General features: G+C 56.5%; 9 protein-coding genes. All 9 read right to left on the bottom strand.

Features of this window, described 5'->3' with window-relative positions:
* Positions 1-5: 5 nt before the first annotated feature.
* The 9 genes from IC231_RS04955 to IC231_RS04915 all read right to left on the bottom strand — a co-directional run bounded on the left by IC231_RS04955 (position 6) and on the right by IC231_RS04915 (position 18278).
* The gene (locus IC231_RS04955; protein ID WP_190783465.1) at positions 6-434 is read right to left on the bottom strand and encodes a hypothetical protein; all 429 of its coding nucleotides are present in this window, start codon (positions 432-434) and stop codon (positions 6-8) included.
* 29 nt (positions 435-463) lie between these two features.
* Entirely contained in the window at positions 464-1180 is a 717-nt protein-coding gene (locus IC231_RS04950; protein WP_190783464.1) for a hypothetical protein, read from the bottom strand.
* Positions 1181-1198: 18 nt separating this feature from the next.
* On the bottom strand, positions 1199-5479 hold the full coding sequence (locus IC231_RS04945; protein WP_190783463.1) for a DEAD/DEAH box helicase: 4281 nt from the start codon (positions 5477-5479) through the stop codon (positions 1199-1201).
* Between the two features lie 425 nt (positions 5480-5904).
* Positions 5905-7341 carry an McrC family protein gene (locus IC231_RS04940; RefSeq protein ID WP_190783462.1) on the bottom strand — a complete coding sequence of 479 codons (1437 nt, stop codon included), beginning with the start codon at positions 7339-7341 and terminating at the stop codon, positions 5905-5907.
* Between the two features lie 11 nt (positions 7342-7352).
* The gene (locus IC231_RS04935) at positions 7353-9227 is read right to left on the bottom strand and encodes an McrB family protein (protein WP_190783461.1); all 1875 of its coding nucleotides are present in this window, start codon (positions 9225-9227) and stop codon (positions 7353-7355) included.
* Between the two features lie 161 nt (positions 9228-9388).
* Positions 9389-10324 (bottom strand): hypothetical protein, encoded by a 936-nt coding sequence (locus tag IC231_RS04930; protein ID WP_190783460.1) that lies wholly within the window; start codon positions 10322-10324, stop codon positions 9389-9391.
* 25 nt (positions 10325-10349) lie between these two features.
* Positions 10350-11189, bottom strand: coding sequence for a hypothetical protein (locus tag IC231_RS04925; protein WP_190783459.1), 840 nt, complete (start codon positions 11187-11189; stop codon positions 10350-10352).
* Positions 11190-11327: 138 nt separating this feature from the next.
* On the bottom strand, positions 11328-15332 hold the full coding sequence (locus IC231_RS04920; RefSeq protein ID WP_190783458.1) for an Eco57I restriction-modification methylase domain-containing protein: 4005 nt from the start codon (positions 15330-15332) through the stop codon (positions 11328-11330).
* 63 nt (positions 15333-15395) lie between these two features.
* Positions 15396-18278 (bottom strand): SNF2-related protein, encoded by a 2883-nt coding sequence (locus IC231_RS04915; RefSeq protein ID WP_190783457.1) that lies wholly within the window; start codon positions 18276-18278, stop codon positions 15396-15398.
* Positions 18279-18289: the final 11 nt, after the last annotated feature.

The following is an 18289-nucleotide window of genomic DNA, read 5'->3' as shown; positions in this document are numbered from 1 at the left end:
TTCGATTAGATAGATTCCTGAACCACTTGAATCACTTGGGCCGGCGCGACACCTGCCTGAGCTTGCTCCAGGAGAAAATCGACGATACCGTCGGCGTTTTCTTCGGTAAACTCATACAGTAACACACTGCGGCGGAGCATGGCACGCTCTTCCTCTTTGATAATTCCGTCGGCCAAAATCAAGCGGGCCAAGTCATAAAGATGGGATACCCGCTCGTGCGGCGTGCTAGGCAGGATAGTACTGACGGAGTGAGGACGCAGCATGATAGATTCCAGTGTTTCCTTGGAAACGCCGCGCTCCAGCGCGATGCCGTAGATCAGTTCTACTTCACGCAGGTCCACTTCCTGGTCAACATAAGCGAGGGCCAGCAGGCGTGCCAGAAGGCTGTGTGTTACTTGTGAACTGACAGAAATTGAAGGCGTAAAATTTTCCATGCAATAGAGGTAAGTGGAGGGTGAGAATATTACTTAAGGAGGGCAATGGCAATTGAAGCGGCTATACCTAACAGCGCTATGGCCTGCAAAATGGTAGAGCGGGTAGTAAGAGAAGTAACTTGCTGCTGCAAGCCTGTGACCGACTCCTGAAGGTGGTCATGCCGCTGCGTGTGCTGTTGCTGCTGCTGGACCAGCATCTGATCTAAGATCGTGAGCCGCTCCAGCGTAGTAGTTTGCTTCTGCTCCGTGGAATGGTGAATCTTCTGTTGCTGGGCGTCGATGGATTCCAGCCGGTCGGAAAAACGAGCGGCATTCATAGCATCCCGGAAGGAGGTCAGGCTGGCCGTAATCACCTGGAGCCGGTCACTGAGTCCAGTAAGTACGTCGCCTTGGCTCTGACCATTTTTGCGCAGCGTTTCGATGGCCTTTTCCAGCTCGTTAGTTTGCTTGCCATATTCCCGCAGCGCTAATTGTAGCTGCTTATCCAAAGCCTCAGCCCACTGTTTGGAATTCTGGCGGAGCAGCTCACTCTGGCCGTCGATACTTTTCTTATGTTCCCGTTGCAGGTCGGCCAGCAAAGCTTTCTGCTGCCCGTGTACAGCTTCGGCAGCCCGGATTGCGGCATCTGCCGCATCACGGGATTGGGAAGCGCTATCTTTGGCGCGGCCGATTTCGTCAGTAAAGTTCTTGAGCCGTCCCAGCTCACGCTTCAGGACATCAAGAGTGGAAGTAGGTTGTTCTACCATATGCTATGGGGTACTGGACTAGGCCAGTGTCGTGCGGGTATCGAAGCGTTTATTAAAGCTTAGCAGCCACTTGCTGTTGATGTCAACCAGAATGGACTCAACTATATGGTCGAGCACATAAGGCCCGAGAGAAGGCTCGTAGTGGCTGATTTCAGCAGCGTAACGCCGGGCAAGTTCGTTCAGCTCGGTTTCGGTGAGCTGGGTCTGCTCGTAGAAGGCCACCAAGCCGTCCCGGATTTTGCGGCGGCCATCTTCCTCAAGCCGCGGATCGACTTTCTTCGGGGGCTTGTGTCTCTCCAAAAACAACATGGCAAAACCATCGAGCAGCAACAGTGCTCCGTTGTTGGGAGCAGCCTGTAGCAACCGGGCGCAACCCCCCCGGAGGTGCTTGATGTTATCTTTCTCCTTGCCCAGTCCATCAGGCGGCTCAGCCATGTACTTTAGATATTTCCACAGGATTTCCTGGTCGAAATGAGTGCCCTGCTTGGTGTCTTCGGGCAGCAAATGAGGGCGGGCGTATTTGGAGTTGAAATAGAGGTTGAAGAATTCGCTCAGGTCCTCTCCCTTCAAGCCGTTGCGACAGGCATTTTCCATCTCCAGAATAGCCCGTTCGCGCTTTTTGGCAATTTCAGAGTAAGTAAAATCCAGAATCTGACCCAGGCACTTCTCCAATAAGGTTTCGCCTTTCTCACGCTGGGCGGCCTCTGCACGCATATTCCAAGCATTGGTAGCTGTGGTATAACGCCGGAAATAATCCTCTAGCCGGTCGAGATAGTGCTGGTCTGTATCAGGCTTAGGAGCCAGTAATAATGTGAGCGTACGTGCCCCGTAGTCGATGGTATAGTCCTCGACTACGCCCAGCAGGCAGAGGCGGTGAACTGCTTTGTAGGTATCCTGCTCTTCGCGGATGCGAGGATAATTCCGGCGTAGGGCATCGAATACTTCTTTAGGCGGTTCCGGTGTCAGCTGCTGGCGGAGGTTATTCAGAAAGTCCTGGTCGGTGGTTGTGTATGCGGCAGCTTGTTTGAGCAAGGGTTCGGTCAGCTTGCAGCCGTAGGAAGCGGCTATTTCCGCCATTTCGCTGTAGGATCCATTGACAAAACCAATAGTGAGTGGGTTAGGCCGTTCGCCTATGGCCACCTGGCTTAACTTCGGTACAATGCCAGGCGTGGAGGAGGCACTGGTGCGGGTTGCCAGCCACTCCGCCAGCGTAGCCTGAGAAGCCAGCGCCTCATCAGGTGTTTCTTCGAGGAGGTATTGCACTAGCCAGTCGAGCAAAGCCTGCGCCTGCTCAGCGGATATACTTTCGTGCTTGTTCGTTAGGGAGGCAACCGGCACTTTGGGGTTGCTAAAATCGACTCGGCCATAGCCGACGCCGAAGCTTTGGTTGACGTAGAGAAAACGAGGTTCTCCTTGCCCAGGACGAGGGAAGAGACTGACGGTTACAGGTAGTGAGAAGGTTTCCTGCAGGAATTCAGCCAACTCGGCGCACTGCTGCAAGGCCGGAAAAGTGACCCGGCTCAGCAACTCGTGCATGACCAAGGCTTCCTTTTTGCGGCCTTTGAAGCTGTTTTGGTGAAACTGCTCCTGAATACGGCGGTCTGCCTCATGGAACAGCACGTAATTCAGCGCGTAGGCCTGGTCGCGGCCAGCACGGCCAGCTTCCTGCACGAAGCTCTCAATGGAGCCCGGAAAATTGTAGTGAATAGTGAAGCGGACATTGGGCTTGTCAATACCCATCCCAAAGGCCTTAGTAGCTACCAATAGGTTGAGCTGGTCGCTGACAAAGCGCGTCTGCATGCGCTCCATCTCATTTTGCGCGCTGTCTTTATCGGTATCGTTCTGGTCGCTGCCCATGAAGTACCCTACCCGTAGCGGTAGCGTATCTACATTTTGGAGCATGGTATGGATGCTGCGCACCCCCGCCGCGTGCCGCTCGGATTTGTAGGGGCAAAAAATCAGTCCGGCATGAGGATAGCGCCCTTCATCTTCCTGGTAAAAAGAGTCGGATTGGAAACTGCGGGGTATAAAGCGGTCTTCCTCAGCAGTGGCAATGCGCTCCTCCAGGGAGTACGGCAAATTTTGTAGCAAGTGGCGAAGTTCCTGATGCTTAGCCGCGCCCAGAGGGTCTTTTTCCTGACGGTGTGACTCGTTGGTTTTTACGTCGATGATGCGGTAGCTGAGCTCCTTGCGTTCGGTGGTACGGGTGCGTACTACGTCATCGGGGTCAAGACGCAGTTCCCGCTCCACATCAGCCAGCACATCGAAGGATGCGGTGGCTGTAAGGCCATACAGCGGTACAGGCTTGCCGTTGAAGGTGTGACAGTAGGCACGGGCATTGTCGCCGAGGCGTAAGTACTGAGTACGGAAATCGTGGCCCCATTCCGACACGCAATGCGCCTCGTCGATGACGCAGTAATTGAAGCCTACGCGGGTGGCGGCTTGCTCGGGGCTACGCATGCGCTGGAGCTGTTGCCGGAAGCTCTGAATCATCATACGCTCAGGCGAGATGAAGAAGAACAGCAATTCGCCCCTGCTCAACCGGCGCAGGCGCAACTCGCGCTGCGTTGCCGTACGAATAGAGGAGTTTACGTAGCTGGTGGCATCAATCCAGTTTTTCTGCAGCCCTTCGTACTGGTCCTGCATAAGGGACTTAATGGGGTCGACCACCAAGGCCACACCCGGCTGGAGGAGAGCAGCCAGCTGGTAAGTAAGGGACTTGCCGCCACCGGTGGGTAGCAGACCTAATACGCTACGCCCTTGCAGGCCCCGATTGAGGATAGGAAGCTGCCCGTCACGAAAATCGACTTTGCGGAAAACATTCTGCAGAAAGTAGAGCAACGGCTCCTTCCGGCCAGGTAGCACGGGATACTCATATTCATCTTCCCGGTCGTACTCCTGCACGATGGGCGGATACGCTATCAGGGCGGCCGTCTGGAACCGGCGGGTAGTGCGAGGTGCGTAAGCGGAACGGATACTGATGTAGGCTTGGCCCGGCAAATGCCGTGAGGAAGGTGTGAATCCGGGGCGTTGCAGCATGGCTACATCCAGTACTACATCGGCCGTAGCCGTGAGACTGGCCGTGCTGAGCGGCTGCACCGCGTGGCCGGGGGCCGTATGCAGCGCTGCCTGCAAGTACTCGGCTGAAGCAAATACCTGCAAGTGAATTTCCGGCAAATGCCGTTCGCGCCCTTCCAACTCAAAAAGCTCCAACATTAACTCCTGCAGAGCTTCCACGGCCAAGTGGCCACAGGGAACATCGTGCTCGACGATGACTAAGTGCCAGGCTGATTTATGCAGGGGTAGTACCCCATTGCTAATACATTCCAGCAGGGTGCGCTGCACCCGCGCCACGGCTAGGGGAGTCAGCAAGAGCTGCTGAGCCTGAAGCCCCGCAACGGAAGCGTATAGGGGCTGCTCATAGCTAGCCACCAAGTGCTGAAAGTATTCGTGGTGTTCGACTACATCATGCAGTGGCCGTAACGCTTTCTGTGGGGTGTTGAACTCGGCCGAGGGCAGGCGAGCCGTAATCCAGTGAGCTTGTTCGGTGGCCCAGTCGCGGCGAGCATCTTTCTGGCGTTGGCTGGGCTCGAGGTGCTGGCGGCCGTCGATTTCGACCACGACACCGTGAACCGGTGGGCTCAGCGGCGTGCGGAACCAGGGATATGGCAGGGCAAGTGTGAAATCAACATCCTGCTCTGCGAATTCATTGGGATTTACATGCAGTGTTTTATGCACCTGCTCCGCTTCCTCAGGAGCAAACTCCAAAATGGAGCGCAACGAGGTTTGCGGGGCCAGCACCTGCCACAGTGCAGGGCCAAACTCCTGGCGAAGGATCTGGGTAAAAAAGCGGCGTTCCAAGTCACTCCCATGACTTTCCCAGCTCGCTAGTTCGTGCAACGTGGACGCCGTAGGCTGGATGCGGGGTTCAATAAGGTGCAGGGCCCGCCACAGCAGGGTAACTACATCCTTGTTATTGGCATTAAGGACGAAGCGCAAGTTGCCCTGAGTATCGGTGGTACGCTCCACCGGCTCCGGCCAAGCGTAACTCAACACCTGCTGCGCCAGCGTAAGGGGGGGGCGGGTAGGCAAACCACGGCTGACCAGGTTACTGGCTACCGCCAGTAGGGAATCGGGCTCGTCGCCGGGACCATTCAGAGGAATACTGCTTTCCAGCTCGAAATAGCTCAGATTGCGCAGCAGGGCCCTGATATGCTCGTGAGAAGCGGGCGAATCAATAGCTGCGGCAAGAACCGGAAGTAGCTCCTCGATAAAATATCCCGCCTGTAGCTGAGGCATAACTTATAGAACTCTAAAATCAGCTAGAAATAGGACAACTCATGGAAGATAGATAAGCAAAGTATAGAATTTGGCAAACAAACCCTATGAGTATGTAACATTCAAATTATATAATATTTGTCTTTAGCACTCATTAACAATCGTTTATATCACTTAAAATTCATATTATGAAGTCGTGGAATTCCATATCGGGCTTGTTGTGAGATTTGCCGTTTTTCGTTGAAAAACTAAATCTTATACCGACTAGTGGTTTATAAAATATTTTGCCAAAGGGCGAGTTGCTTTGCGACCAGGATCGAGCTTGCTTCCAAGTGATTTGAAGCTCCAGTAGCAACTCGAATCCTTATTTTAACCTCCTTAAACCGCTAGTCGATATAAGATCAATGTGGCCTATTTTTAATTAGAGCTAAAAATAGAGCATAGCATCATGATACTAATATATTCTGTATTCGATAAATAAGAGCTGTCTCATGGGCAGGCAACGCATTGTTAAACTCAGCTGATGCCGCAGCAGGGTTAGCAAATGCTTTTGCTAATATGATGGGGAGGCGGTGAGCAGAGATTGTAATCACTGATTCGGTCCCACTCAACTGATCTGCTACAGTATAATCCAACCGATTGGCAGAGTACTCAGTGGCTTGTTGCTTCAGGGAATCAGGATAAAAAAGATGAGTATGGGGTGTGCCGCGTCGTAGCGCGTAACTCACCAGTTGGTACATGTCGGCTTGGGCAATACTGCCGGGGGTGATGATGCCATCGGTAGTGGGCAGCGTTTTATACTTGGTATCCACCACTATCGATTTGGGAACCGATGTCCCAGTAGTCTTTGGCAACAACAACAGATCGTGGCGGAGCTGGAAATATTTTTGGGGCGTGGTAGCTCCCAGAGGCGTGGCCTGGGCCAGATACAGGTCGCTGGCCTGGGGTCTGATGTAAAAATCAGCGGTGAGGTGTTGCTTCAGAAAGCCTTGAATGAACTCCTCGAAAATCTTCTCAGTGGGCAGCAGTAGGGCGAAGACAGATTGGTTGGTTTCGGTGCTGGCAAGGGGGCTATGGTTGGCTAGAAACAGACGGCAATAGGCTAGGACCACATTGAAGTCGGCGAACAAGGGTGGCAGGTGTACCAAGTCACAGTCGGCGAGGCAGGCGCGTTGGTCGGCTACATCAGCGAGTTGAAAGCGTATTTCTTCTAGTAGGCGCTGGCTTAGAGCATGACGTGTGAATTGACGGAGGCGGCCAGCTACATCCTTGAGGATGCGGTTGAAGCGGTTGTCGGGTTGGAAGGAATCGAAGGTGCAGGGCAGCACCTGCTGGCGGCCAACGGCCCGGTTGCGCACATAGTCGGGGAAGTTGAGGCGGCCGCGCAGGGTAGACAGCTCCTCCTCTACTTCCTGATAATATTGATATTGAGTACGGTTGAGCAGCTCGTGGGTGTACTGGGCAAACAGCAGGATGAGCAGCTCCAGCCAATCGGTGGGCGCCTGGGAAAAGCTGGCCAGGGAACGGGGGAACTGCAGCCGCTCGGAGTAGCTTAGCCACCAATACAAGTGGGCATGAATAGCTTCCAGACTGCCGGCGGGCGGCTGCGCGTGCCCTTGGTAGAATACTTTGGGTAGCAGGTGAATCCGGTGCCCCTGGTACTGGATGAGGCCCACGTAATTGCGGGCACTTACTACGCCCTGCCCATTGGCCTCGTACTGAAAGTTCAGGTAGCGCTGCCGGGTCTTCTGGGAGCCATCCGTCCCAAAAAACCAGGCACTACGGGGCCGTTCGTCCCAGATGGTCTGGAGGTACTCCTCCAGACCATCTGGCAGACTAGCAATGGGCAAGCGGTTGCGGTATTCGTACAGGTAATGATCCATGCGCGGCGGGCCTAGGAAGCGGTGCCGTAGCGCAGACCGACGGTTTCATCCAGGTAGCACGGGATATTGGCCTCCGTGAGCAGGGTCTGGACTTTGGCCTCGTCGTTGAGGAAGTACTCGTACAGGAGCGGGATTACCTTGCCGTTGAAGATGGCGGGCAGCGTTTCCTGAGGATTGAGGAAGTAGGCGTGGCCGATCTGAAAGTCGCGGGACTTGTGGTGACGGATCCGCTCGTTGAGGGCTTTGAGCACGGCGGCGTGCGGAATAGGCTCGTTGTTGATCTTGTCGAGCGGATACAGGGGGCGAAACTCAAACCGGCGGCGCAGGGCAATATCGAGCAGGGCCAGGCTACGGTCGGCGGTGTTCATGGTGCCGATGACGTAGAGGTTGACCGGCACAGTGAAATTGGTTTCGCCGGAGGGTAGGGTTACGGGCAGGGTGTTGCTGCCACCCAGACGCTTGTCCTTTTCAAGCAAGGTGATGAGCTCACCGAAAACCTTGGCAATGTTGGCCCGGTTGATTTCGTCGATGATGAGCACATAGTTGCGGGGCGGCTCGGGCATGGTTTCTACCGGAGCAGTATCCGTCTGCTCCGACAATTCGTGGAGGCGCTTGACGATGGCCTGGTGGTAGATCTGGTTGCCGCTGGGGTTAGGCTGTACCAGGGTGCCTTCGTAGAGGCTTTTGAGGGTGCTGTTCTGCACGTTTACCAAGTGCCCGTCCTTGCCCCGTTTGAAGGTGATGTATCCATCACCGAAATCGACAATGGAAAACTGGTAGCCGGCGGCTTTCATTGGTAGCACTATTTCCTCGTCGCGCTCTACCAGCGGGTCCATGAGCTGGTTGAATACTTCCTCGAAGCCCACGGCAACGGGCGCATCGGGGGTGGCCGTCTGGCGCTGGTATTCATCACGGGCACGCTTGGCAATGCGGTAGAATACGCCGTCGGTTTTCTGGAATACCATGTTGCCGTTCAGCACCTCGGGGCGGAAACCCTGCACGAAATCCTCGTAGGTGAAGCTTTGATGGAAGGTAACGAACTCCAGACGCTGACCTAGCTCCTGGCGGAACAGCTGTTGAGCGGCTTCGTAGGAAGTAGGCCGCTGGCCGGTCAGGATTTCGTAGGCCAGCTCCAGAGTGGAGTGGGTTTTGCCAGTGCCGGGGGGACCGTAGAGGATGATATTAGGATTTGGGAATCGTTTCTGAAACGCTGCCTCCGCTTTCTCCCATTCCTGCTGCGAGGAATACGACACGACTTTGAGGTTAAAGTAGGGCTGGAATAGTTTCTCGTTGGCCAGAGCCAGGTCGGTGACTGGCGCTACGGTGCGGTAACCACTAGGGGCCCACCAGCTTGCCAGATCGGTCAGGTTGGCGGTGTTTTCCTTGATCGGTGAGGCCACCAGCTCAGCCGAGCGGTAGCCCCAGTCTTCCAGATCATCGACCATGCCGCTGATGTCGTCGGGGAAGTACTGCCAGTCGCCGCTGATACGGTAGATACCCCATAGCTGCTGAGAGCCGGCGCAGGCGTACACGTAGTCGCCGATTTGGAGGCCGGATTTGAACAGCTCGCCCTGGCCGTCGGGGCAGTATTCGTTGACAGTCAGCCACCCCCGTTTCCGAAGTTCAGCCAGAAACAGCCTGCCTTTGTTGGTGCCGTTGAATTTGCCCATGGATACTTTGTAGATGGGGCGGCCGTGTAGCTCGATAGTTTTGGGCATGGTGGGGGAAGGCGAAATAGCAGCAGCGTTGCCGCTTACGATGGTGAGAGGTAGTGTAAGAGTGCTATGGAAGCGACGTAAGGCCGCTTTTTGGTCGCTGGTCAGCTCGGCAGAAGCCAGTGCCTGGATATCCGTTACAAAGCTTTCTGCATTACTGGCTACTGCCAAAGCAGCATCAGGTATTTGGGCAAATGATCTTCGGATGTTCGCGACATAGCTACTGATAGACCCAGCGCCTAACAGAGTTGCTGTGACGGAAGGATGCGTTCTAAAGTCATTGAGCAGGTCTGGTAAAGTAGAGGTTGGTATCATAGGATGAAGTGAGAGGATTAGATGGTTTGGGCAACTGGCACGGTGCTGCCGCGCTGAGTACGGACTAAGTGTGCCTCGAACTCGGGCAGGGACAAAGGCTGCGGATGACGACGGGTTTCGATGAGGGTGCGGCGCACGGTTTCGTGGTCGTAGCGGGGGTGCCAGGCGAGGTGGGCCAGGTAGGGGCCGCTTTGGGCGGCTAGCAGGGTGCGGTAGGCCGGTTCCAGCTCGGGATAGTGCTGCACAAACCGCTCGGTGTAGTACTGCGCTAGGCCTTCGGCCACGTAGAGGTCGGCATGGGCGAAGCCTTGCCAATAGCGGCCGTCGATGTCGCGGCCGACGTGGGTGTAGGCGTGGGCCAGCTCGTGGGCCAGTACCACGGCGTAGAGCGCGGCGGGGTCGATCTGGCGGAGGGTGGCGAATACCAGCAGGGGCACGTAGTAGAGCTCGATGCGGGAGTCGCGCAGGAGGTAGCTGCCGAACACGTCGTTGCCCTCCTGGAACATCTGCGTGAACAGGGTGCTGATCACTTCCTCGAGCTGGAAGCGGCCGGCAACCTGCCGGGCATAGTCCAGCGTAGCGGCGAAAGCCTCCGTGGGGGCCTCAGGGTGCTGAAAATCGGGCTGCACGGGGGCGGCGGCATCGAGGAAGGCCCGCATGCGAATAAACTCCAGGAAATCGAGGCGGGGGTAGTAGGCATCGACCAGGCGCAGGAACTGGCCGTTGTTGTCGGGACGGAGTGAGATGGCAACGGGAATGGGTGCCGCTTTGCCCCCGTAGAGCTCGGGGCCGCTGTCGAGCAGACGGACGCGGATGATTTCGCGCAAAAACTCGCGGGTACGCACGTTCCAGCGCGTTTTGGCCTGCTCGAATACGGAAGCGTGTCGGTGCTCAAACTCCTGCAGGATGCGCTGGCTGGTGGGGTTTGAGTAGTCGTAATGGTGATAGTTCACTGAGCAGAAACGAAATGGTGATGTATTAGCCTTTAGGCTCTTCTGGGATAGTCACGTAGATACTGATATTAAGCCAAGCTACAGGGCCATTAAGCTCCAAGCTAATTGAAGGCTGGTTGCTGTAAAATCCATCATCAATTCCATTTTCATTTAGGCTCTGGTCATCACCAATGGGCCGCCGATAATATTGCTCGTTATAGATTCTACCATCTCGAACGAAGGACAATAATCGCCCCTTGTCTTCACGTCTAACTTCGTCAGCCCCTGATTCTAAATAGAAGAACGCAAGCTGCTTGGCAGTGACCCTTCTGCCCCAATCAGTACTGGGTATCCCCTGCTGACAAGTGAGCCATAGAACCAACCACTCAGATAGCGTCAGCCATTCACGTTCAGAAGTATCAAAACTTTTACTATCACCTACAAAACCTACCAGTAAAGGCTCAACAGCCTTTACACGGTATTCGCCGGTAGCTTCATTGGCATATAATACGAAGCTACGGTCTTTAAAAAGAAGTTGACTGTCAGTTAGCTGAGCTAAATTCAAGCTAATTTTATCGGTATTCCCAGCCTTCAGCTGAAATAGTGCTGTCTTTGAAAATGATGATTTTCTCTGGATTTTTTTCGTCTTAGGATTTACGCCAAACACGTTCACAGTTACAGCAAAATCGGATCCGTACGCATCCTTATTTCTTACACGAGCTTTGTTCAAACCACGCCGGTGAAGCATGAAAATTTCCCGCTTTGTCTTATAAGGAAATTTGAATGGTTCGGGCCACGAGGTGCATTCTTTGTGCAATAGCTTTTCCAGAATACGGTTCATCAAGGCAACCTCCTCCAAAGGCCGGCCACGCAGCCAGCCGTTCATAGCCTGATAGGCAGAGCGGAGGCCGAAGGCGACAGTCTTGTCAAGAAGATGGAGTGGTTTAAGTGAGGGATATACTGGTACAATAGAGGGAGTTGACTTGGGAAGCATATAGCACTCTTTAGGTTTTTTAATACGAATTTACAGCTCCAACTTGGGGGCGCTGGTGCGAGGCTTGCGGACTTTGGGCTTTTTGTTAGCAGTGGCCAACGCTTCCTGCTCGGCCACCTCGCGGGCGTGGATTTCGTGGTTGAGTTGAAGCAGGCGGCGCAGCACCTCACGGCGGGCAGCAGGCGAAATGGTATAGCGCACCCGGTCGTTTTCGGGCAAGTAGTCCATCTCATGGAAACCATGCTCCAGGGCCAGATCATCCCAGCCGTAGGCAGCGGCCACGGCTTCATCCATTTGCTTGTGCAGCTCCCGCAGGCGTAGAATTTGCTGCTGCAAATCTTCTAACCTGTTACTATCCGCTAGAGGAATTTTGGCTGCCTTTGCTATATCCTCGTGCTTGAGGTTTGGGGTATGTAAAAGGTTGTACGCTCTAGTTAGCCCCAGATTGAGGTTTAACATTAACTGGCTTCGATATTCATGATACACTGAACCGGCACTTTCGATAACTAATAAGTTGTTCTGGGAACACCCCTGAGGAAATGGGAAAGTTTGGTAGCAATCGGAAGGTGTATAACGCAAGTCACCTTTCATAGACGATGCATACTGCCGCGTCCACATTTCATGAAAGACTGATTGTATTATAGCAAAGTCAGCTGAACTATCAGTTGCGATAACACCTGTTGCATGAGAGAAAACTATATCAGATGGCTCGAATACAAAAGCGAGTGTTTTACTTGTTAGCGCAACAGCTATGGTTTTATCTAAACTTCGAACCTTGTTATATAACTCACCTCTTGGGCGAAGATAATTCCACCAGAATTTCTTACCACCCAGATCATTTTGCTTTTCTCTATCTGGTTTAACCCTCTCTTCTATGATTTTCAAAACGTCTGGAAAGTCTGCTGCAACCTCTAAATCATAGCCAGGAGGAGCAATAGCCTCGTTACTGCCTTCAATCACTCTTTCTTCAATGCGTTTACGCACTGAGCTATCCAAATCATCCCATTCTTTTTTAGAATAGCGTCTTAATGGCCAGTTTTTAAAGTTAATAACCCAACGACTCGGGCTTTGATCAGGCCGATTGTTTAAGTCCTCGCCATTTAGATATGGTTGTATTATTTCAACGTTACGCGGCTCGCTCTCTATAAGTGCCTTAGCTTCCTCTGGCGTCAATACAAATCCGCTACCTAGTACAATAGAACCTTGGAAGCTCTTATTAGTATTCTGTAATAATGGATTTGGTTTTTTATTCCCACCATCTGATCCATCTAAATAGGAATCAATTTGGGAAACAGCCTTTCCATCTAGTTCAAAAGGCATTTTGAAAAAAGGATGTTTCTGAATACCGACCAAAGCCACCTCCACTGCTGCTAAGCCAGGCCACTTCATAGACCGCACAGCAAAATTGATTCGGCCACCTCCAGCTAGTATGACATCCAAGCCACCCTCCCGTGCTCCACCCTGAGCAATAGTGTTAGTGGAAATCAGATTCATGAAACCACTCGGGCGGAGTAGATGAAAAATGCGGCGAAAGAAGTAAGTAACTAGGTCCACACTACCAGCGGGAGCATATGCAGCTTTCACCCAATTCAGGAAATCCTCGCCGTAGGTGCCGCTGAGGCGCTGACCACCTAAAAAAGGCGGATTTCCGATAATGCAATCAAACCCACCATTGGCCTCCATCACATCCGGAAACTCCAGAAACCAGTGGAAAAACCGCTTCTCTACCGCCGTGGTCGTGGCGTAGGTAGCGGCAATGTCCTGAATGGCGTGCTTGCCGGTGAGGTGGCGACGGTAGGCGGCATCGGTGAGGACGTGGTCTTTGGTAGCGGGCGTTTTGGGGATGAAAAAGGGCGCGACCTGCAAATCGGCGAGCTGCTGCAAGCGGTAGCGGGCGGGACCTTTAGCCAGCTTGCGGTAGGCCTTGCGTTTGGCTTCTACCTCGGCAGGCGTATGGTCGGGCATTTGACGGAGCTGCTCGAAGTCCTGGCCCAGGGTGCCCAACTCAGCATCCACGGCCTCGTGGAACAGGGTGGCCTGATTGGGGATGTCGCGCTCCTGCTTGTTACGCTTGCGGAAGGCGGCGGCCGTCGTTTTTTCGTCGCCGGGCAGGGTTTTGAAGGCCTCGGTGGCAATGCCCCGGTCGAGGTCTTCGGCGCGGGCCAGGCCTACAATGGCATTGCCACAGCGGATGTGGTGGTCAAGGAAGTTGAGCGGCTCGCCGGGGTTATGGGCTTCCAGCCAGAGGGCCACCTTGCACAGCTCCACGGCCAGGGGGTTGTAGTCGACGCCATAGATGCACTGACCGATGACCTCACGCTGGGCCTGCCGCAGGGCGGCGGGGCTGGGCTGGTCTTCCTGGGTGCGCACGCGGGCTAATTCCACAGCCAGACGGCGGGCTGCCGAGAGCAGCATGTGGCCGCTACCGCAGGCCACGTCGCAGACGCGGATGCTGAGCAGGGCCGTGGCCTGCGCCGCCCGGATGGCTTCGCTATGCGCCCGCTCCTGAGTTGAGGGCAGCCCGGCGGAAGGCGTGATGCCGGCCTGGGCCAACACGGCGGCTTTGGCTTGGGTGAGCTTGTCGGTGATGACGTGCTCGAGGGAATGGCGGATGAGGGGCTGCACCAGGGCCTCGGGGGTATAGTGCGAGCCGCTGGCCGAGCGGCCAGTGCCTTCCTCGAGGCGGTACTGCCAGCCGGTGCTGAGTTGCATCACCACGGCGTCGAACTCCAGCAGGCCTTCGTACACCGAGCCAAACTCTTCCACGTCGAGGGCACCGTAGTTGACACGAATGAGCTGGCGGGACTGGGCGTGGTAGAACACCGTAAGGCTGCGCAGACACTCCAGCAACACCTTGTTGGGGAGCTGACAGGTGGTGAGGGCTACGGGCGTGGGCGTAGCAAAGCTGAGGGCGCGGGAGCCGAATAGCTCACCGGCCAGCGGGGCGATGCTGAGGGCGCGGCCCTGCTGCTCGCTCTCGAACAGGCGGAAGGTGTTGCAGAGGCCCTGCCAGAGGTCGGAGAACCGGTCGTCCTGGAGCAGATAGTCTTTCTCGCAGAGCTGGCGCAGGCGGGTGAGGCTGTAGTAGTTGCGGTATACCTCACGGTGGGCGGGGTTGGCGGCGAGTGGAAACAGCAGGTCGCGCTCCTCGGTCACGAGCAGGAACAGCAGGCGGTATACCAAGCGCAGCAGGGCGTGGTGGTACTGCTTGGCGGTGAGGTGGCCGCTGGCCAGCTGGGCGCGCAGCTCCTCGTTGTCGGGGTGCTGCACGAAGCCGTTACCGAAGAGCAGCAGGCAGTTTTTGACGGCCGCGCTGAGCCCCTCGCGAATACGGGAGCCGGACTCCAGGGCATCCTGGTGGTACTGCTCAATGAGAGAGGCCGGCCCCTCCCCTTCAGCCTTGGGCAGGCGAGTTGCGTGGAGCAGGCGGTAGAGGACGGCAAAGTCGGCGAAGTGGTCTTCCTCGAACATGCGCTCCAGGTCGAACTCCACAAAGCTGAGGCGCACCAGGCGGCTGCTGTCGCGCAGCAGGCGCAGGCGCAGACCGTTGGTAACGAGGCCGTAGAGGTGCTCGGTGAGGTTGAGGTACTCCTGCACCAGGGCGTGGGGCGAGAGGCGGGGGCCGCCGGTTTCGCGCTTGCTGTCGAGAGAGTCGTGGAAGCCCATCACGTGGATGGGCAGATTACCGCGCGACGTATCGGCGTGGCTGATGGGGTAGGTTTTGTCGTCGAGGCGAGGGGCTTCGCGCACCAGCTCGGCGTTGTAGCCCAGCAGCCCCAGTAGCGGCACTATCCAATAGCGGCGGGTTTCCGTCACGCCCGACTTGTCGGCGGGCACGTTATCCATCTGGCGCTTGTACACCCGCCATAGGTCCTGCAGGTCGGTCCAGGCCCGGACTATCTCGTCTTTGACTTTGACAGTAGCGGGCAGGCCAAAATCAGTGGGCCGCTGGCCGGCCGGCTCAGCCTGCTCCAGCTTATCCAGGATATCGGCCGATAGAATAGAGCCTTCAATACGTATGGTAGGAAAGCGCATGGGGTATTAGTAAAAAACCGGAAGCCGGCCCCGAGGCGGAGCCGGCCAATGGAAAGACAAAGATTATTTCAGGACGGGGAGCAGCACGTACACGCCCATCACGTCCATGGGCATCACGGGCTTGACTACCTGGTAGCGGTTGCCTTTGACCACCTGACGGAACCGCTCGTGGGCGGCTACCAGATTCTCAGCCCGCTCCTGGGCTACTCCATTGAAGGCATCCTGCAACTGCCCAAGACGGGGAAGTTCCTGGGCCAGGAAGTTGGCATGGGACTGGCGGGAGCTGGGATCGGGGCCGGGCACGGCCTCGTAGAGCAGCTCCCGCGCCTGGTCGTGCGAGAGGAACTTACCGTCGATAGGGCTGCCCTCGTACCCCCAGAGTAGCATCTCCTCGGCAACTAGCTGGCGGCCACTGTTGCGCTCCTCAATGACGTTGCGCACCCGGAACAGCAGCAGCGTGGTTTTGACCGACACGGAGGTGGTGCGCACTACTGATGCGCGGGCAGGCGCCTGGCCGCGGCGGTATACGGCATTGGCCAGCAGCAACTGGCAAAGCTGTTCGACAAACGGGTGGTTACGGCCCAGGTAGAGGTATCCGGCGGGCGTAGGTGATACGAAGCTGACAGGTACCGCCCGCTCGTCGGGCAAGGTAGGCCGCAGCACGGCGGGCAGGTTGGTGGTGTAAAGGGTGTAGCCCAGCCCTTCCCCCTTACGACGTGGATCGGGCGTAATCTGCGCCCCTAGCAAGGCTGGCAGGGCGTTGGTGACGAACAGCTCCACGGCCTCGGGGTTGCCGATGGCCTCATCGGCTAGTTTCAGATCCTCGCCTACTTCTTCAGGTTTGATGGCGTTCTGGGCGAAGATGGTGCGGGAGCGTTTCTCACGCTCCACAGCGGCCTTATACTCACTGTTGACGCGCTGCTCCTGCAGTCGGACCGGATCGGAGGCGCCAAAGTCGAGACCCAGCTGCACGGCGGAAGGCGTGACGGGCTGGGGGTTGAGCAGCACGGCCGTAAGCACGGCATCCATCACCGTTTTGCTGTCCTCAGGGAAAGGCACGGTAATGCCAGTGGCTTTGCGGATTTCGCGCACCTTTTGCAGTATCACCTTGAGCACGACCCCGTCGATGGGGTTATCCTGGCCGTAGAGCAGGTAGGCTTTGACCACCGGGGCCGTCTGGCCGTAGCGGTCGACGCGGCCCTCGCGCTGCTCCAGGCGGTTGGGATTCCAGGGCAGGTCATAGTGCAGCACGGCCGAAAAGAGGTGCTGCAGGTTGATACCTTCGCTGAGACAGTCGGTGGCTACCAGCACGCGTAAGGGCGCACCAGCCATATCGGCAATGCGCTGGCGGCGCACGTCGTCGGGGTCCTCGCTGGTGACGGTTTCGATGCGTACGGGCTGCTTATCCACTTTGGTGAGGTGCTTTTTGAGCAGCCCTCCAAGGTAGTTAGCCGTGGCAATGTAGCGGCAGAAGATAACCGGGTGGAAGCCCTCGCGCAGCCACTGGGTGATGAGCTTGAGGGTTTCGGCGGCCTTCTGGTCGCGCTCAATTCCCTGCAGATCTTCCAGCTGGCTTACCAGCTCGCGCAGCTTGGCGTTTTGGGAGGAAGTGAAGTCGGTGCGACTGACCACCTGCACCGGGGCGTGGTCGCCATCGAAGCCATAGTCGGCATCGAGAATCGGGTTGGACTGCTCGGCGGCTTCAGCATCGGTTACGGCCTCTTCGGCCGAAGCGGTACGGGTATTCTGCTGCCGGTTGCGGAGCATATCGATGCCTGCCGCCGGGCTGGACATCACTCCCCGGAGCAGGGCCAGGGCCGTCCAGTAGTGAAATTTCTGCTGCCCACCTTTTAGATGCTGGGCCGATAGTGTGAGTGTGCGGGCCAGGGCCAGCACTTCGTTATACACGGTACGGTAGGCCGGGGCCAGGGTATAGAACCGCTCGTCGGGCTCGCGCTTGGGGAAGGGCGTATCCTCGCCCAGCCACTGCTCCACGTCGACGCGGCGGCGCTGCACAAAGTGGCGGGCCAGACGCTGGCGCTCAGTCTGGGAGGAGTTAGGAATGTCGAGGGTTTCGAAACTAGGGTGCAACAGGCCCAGCAAGGCGCTAAACTCCTCGGGCTTGCCGCTGTGGGGCGTGGCCGTAAGCAGCACCAAGTGCTGATTAGCACGGGCGGCCAGCTTGTGCAGCAGGTAGTAGCGCTGCTGCTGGCTTTTGAGGGCTCCCGCGGGCTTGGTGGCGGTGTGGGCCTCGTCGACAATCACCAGTTCGGGGCACTCGCGCAGGAATACGTCGCGCCGCTGTTCAGCCTTGATGTAGTCGATGGAAATAACCTGATACCGGTAGTGCTTGTACACGCTGGTCACGCCGCCGGGCACTTCCCGGTCGAGGCGGGCCTGGGTATTGGAGCGAATGATGACAGCCTCGATACCGGCTTTGTCGCGCAACTCGGCCTGCCACTGCTCGCAGAGGTGGGGCAGGCAGATGATGGCAAACCGCTCGATTTCGCGGCGCTCCAGCAGCTCCTTCAGAATGAGGATGGCCTCCACGGTTTTACCCACCCCCACATCGTCGGCCACGAGCAGGCGTACCGGCTCGGGCGCCTGGCGTAGGGCCATGATGAGAGGCACCATCTGGTAAGGCCGGGGGCGGAACGACAGCTTGGCCAGGGAGCGGAACGGGCCAGCCCCGCTCCGGAAGGACAGGCGGGCAGCGTTGTAGAGTAGACGGGCGGAAGCGAAGTCGCCGAGGTCGTCGGCCGTGGGGCGGGCAAATTCGGCAGGCTCCGGCTGGTCGTCGGCAAACGCCAGCGGCAGGTAGATGCCCGTAGTTTCTTCCTCGCTACCACCGAGGGGTTTGATGAGCAGCAGCTCAGGTTGGGGAGAAGGCATTACTACCCAGTCGCGGTTGCGGACGCGGACCAGGGAGCCAGGGGAATAACTCATATTCGGGGAAG

Source organism: Hymenobacter duratus (assembly GCF_014698995.1).
GTDB classification, from domain to species: domain Bacteria; phylum Bacteroidota; class Bacteroidia; order Cytophagales; family Hymenobacteraceae; genus Hymenobacter; species Hymenobacter duratus.
Note: the sequence above shows the minus strand (reverse complement) of the source record. Positions and strands in the feature narration are given on the sequence as shown.

Coding starts and splice junctions, on each gene's coding strand:
- IC231_RS04955 (WP_190783465.1), bottom strand. CDS start 434: ATGGAAAATTTTACGCCTTCAATTTCTGTCAGTTCACAAGTAACACAC.
- IC231_RS04950 (WP_190783464.1), bottom strand. CDS start 1,180: ATGGTAGAACAACCTACTTCCACTCTTGATGTCCTGAAGCGTGAGCTG.
- IC231_RS04945 (WP_190783463.1), bottom strand. CDS start 5,479: ATGCCTCAGCTACAGGCGGGATATTTTATCGAGGAGCTACTTCCGGTT.
- IC231_RS04940 (WP_190783462.1), bottom strand. CDS start 7,341: ATGGATCATTACCTGTACGAATACCGCAACCGCTTGCCCATTGCTAGT.
- IC231_RS04925 (WP_190783459.1), bottom strand. CDS start 11,189: ATGAACGGCTGGCTGCGTGGCCGGCCTTTGGAGGAGGTTGCCTTGATG.
- IC231_RS04920 (WP_190783458.1), bottom strand. CDS start 15,332: ATGCGCTTTCCTACCATACGTATTGAAGGCTCTATTCTATCGGCCGAT.
- IC231_RS04915 (WP_190783457.1), bottom strand. CDS start 18,278: ATGAGTTATTCCCCTGGCTCCCTGGTCCGCGTCCGCAACCGCGACTGG.